The sequence below is a fragment of the Alcanivorax sp. HI0044 genome (assembly GCF_001634945.1).
Genome location: NZ_LWEZ01001445.1, coordinates 1 through 2,625, shown reverse-complemented (window position 1 = coordinate 2,625; position 2,625 = coordinate 1). Strand labels below are relative to the sequence as shown.

At 60.2% G+C, this 2,625-nt stretch carries 3 protein-coding genes; all 3 read left to right on the top strand.

The genetic code is table 11. The features are described 5' to 3' along the window. Nucleotides 1-723: RimK family alpha-L-glutamate ligase (locus tag A3730_RS21635; protein WP_197477565.1), on the top strand; the 723-nt coding region annotated here is incomplete at its 5' end. Nucleotides 724-912: 189 nt separating this feature from the next. After that, nucleotides 913-2,259 (top strand): DUF2157 domain-containing protein, encoded by a 1,347-nt coding sequence (locus tag A3730_RS21630; RefSeq protein WP_063538894.1) that lies wholly within the window; start codon nt 913-915, stop codon nt 2,257-2,259. After that, a partial coding sequence (locus A3730_RS21625) for a GDYXXLXY domain-containing protein (protein ID WP_063538892.1) occupies nt 2,256-2,625 on the top strand: 370 nt, incomplete at its 3' end. The genes A3730_RS21630 and A3730_RS21625, both read left to right, overlap by 4 nt.

Below are 2,625 nucleotides of genomic sequence, written 5' to 3'. Positions count from 1 at the left end.
GATCATCACACCTATCAGTTTGCCCGCAAGGCGGAGCAGGAAGGCATGGTGGTGATCGACGATCCGGGCTCCATTTTGCGCTGCACCAACAAGATTTATCTGGCCGAGTTGATGCAGGCCAACAAGGTGCCGGTGCCGCCGACCGCGTTTGTGTTCAGCGACGATGATGCCCAGATCGACCGGCTGGTTGAGGAGCTGAAACTGCCCATGGTGCTGAAAATTCCGGATGGCAGTTTTTCCCGGGGGATCAGCAAGGTGGCCACCCGTGAAGCACTGGCTGAGGCGTTGCGTGGCTACCTGAAACAGTCTTCTGTGGTGCTGGCGCAGGCGTTCATGTACACCGATTACGACTGGCGCATCGGGGTGCTGAACCACCGCCCGTTGTTTGCCTGTCAGTATTTCATGAGCAAGGGGCACTGGCAGATTTACCATCACCAGAGTGGCGGTAAAACCGAGACCGGCAACAGCCGTACCTTGCCGGTACAGGAAGTGCCGCCCAAGGTGCTCAAGGCCGCTCTCAAGGCCGCCCGCTTAATGGGCAACGGCTTGTATGGGGTGGACCTGAAGCAATCCGGCGATGATGTGGTCGTCATCGAGGTGAACGACAACCCCAATATTGATGCCGGGGTGGAAGATGCCTGGTTGGGTGAAGATCTGTACCGGCAGGTGATGCTGGAATTCCTGCGGCGCCTGGAGGCCAAGCGTATCGGCCTGCCGGTGTGAGAGTCAGTGACGAGAAGCGAGGTACGAGTCGCGAAAGGCCTGTTCGGTTGCCGGTTTTCGTTACTCGTCGTCCTTTTGGGGCTCGTCTGCGCTTTCCTGTTGAACACCCCGTGACATCCCCGGTTACCCGCATGGATTGCCTTTGCGTCCACCTTGCTGTCTGATCGGGAAAAAGCACAGGGATTTTGCATGCAACTTCTCGGTTTATTGCGGCGCGAGCTGCGTAGCGAATGCCGCCAGTGGGTGGACGACGGGGATATCAGCGAAGACCAGGGTAACCGGATCCTGGCTCGCTATGGCACCCGGCTGGACGATGATGCGGACAGCTCGCTGGCCTACAAGGTGCTGGTTACCGTGTCGCTGCTGTTTGTGGGTCTGGCCATACTGTTGCTGGTGTCCGCCAATTGGGACGAGATTCCCCGCGCGGTGCGCATGCTGGGGATGATTGCCACCACCATTACGCTGAACCTGATCGGCATTCGGGGCTATCTGAAGCAGGGCGAGGGCAGCGGCTGGTTGTTTCTGGGGGGCATCAGTTATGGCGCCTCCATCATGTTGATTGCGCAGATCTATCATCTGGGGGAGCACTTCCCGGATGGCCTGTTCTACTGGGCATTGGGGGTGGCGCCCATGGCCTGGTTGGTGCGCAGCCGTGTGCTGGCGCTGTTGATGTTGGCCGTGGCGTTTCTGTGGATGGGAACGCAAGGCCAGTACACGCCTCCCTGGGCCATGGTGCTGTTCCTGGGCGTGGCGGTCGCCATTGCCCTGCGGGCGCATTCTGGAGGTCTGTTGCTGGTCGTGATTGCGGTATTGGTGAGCTGGCTGAACCTGCTACTCGGCTGGGCTTACGGCGGTGGCTGGGGGCCGGATTTTGAAGCCGGTCACCTGTCCCTGAACATGGGGTTGTTGGCGCTGCTATATGCGTTCAGTCACCGGGCGGCGCAAAGCGAGGCTCATTATCTGCGACGCTCAGGCAGCCTGGTGGGCCTGTGGGCGTTGCGTGGCTATCTGCTGTTGCTGGTGATGCTGTCGTTCAGTGAGTTTTCCGAAGGATATCTGCATGAGCTGGTCGGGTTGGCCGATCCGGGTTTGTGGGCCGGGTTGCTGGCGGCCCTGCTGGCCTCTGCGTGGGTTGTTGTTGGCCGTTTGGGGTCCACCGGCCCCCGACTGTTGGTGATGTTGTTGCCCTTCGTGCTACTGGGCATTCATGCCTTTGGTGGTAGAGGGGCCGGGCCCGGGGATTTTACATGGCTGTTTGTGGTGGCGGTGAATCTGCTGGCGCTGTTGACTGCCATTGTGTTGATTCAGGAAGGTCTCAAGCGCGGGCTGACCCAATACTTCTATAGTGGCATTGTGTTGATATTGCTGCTGGCGTTGATGCGTTATCTGGATCTGTTCGGGGACTATCTGGGGGCGGCGGCCATGTTTCTGGTGGCGGCAGCGGTACTGTATGGCGCTGCCCGCTTCTGGCGGCGGCAACAGGGCCTGGAGACGCAGGCGGCCAAGGGCGGCTGTGCCGGGGAGGAGCAATCATGAAGCGCTGTCATGTCACGGGTCTGATGGCGGCCCTTGGGTTACAGGTCGCGGTGATGGCCGGGGTGTTTGTTGGCGGGGTCTATCCGTTGTGGGTGGGGCAGGAAATTCGCCTGGAAACCCGGCCAGTGGACCCGCGAGATCTGTTTCGCGGTAATTATGCCCGCCTGGGTTATGACTTCAGTACCGTGGAAACGCCAGATTTACGGCCTGGCGAGGTGGTGTACCTGCCTCTGGAAAAACAACCGAACGAAGCGCTGTGGCGCGGCGGTAAGCCCCAGGCCTCTGAGCCGGAAACCGGCTTGTACCTGCGGGGGCGCGTGTCCGGGCAGCCCTGGAGGGCTGGCAACACCGTGAAGTATGGTATTG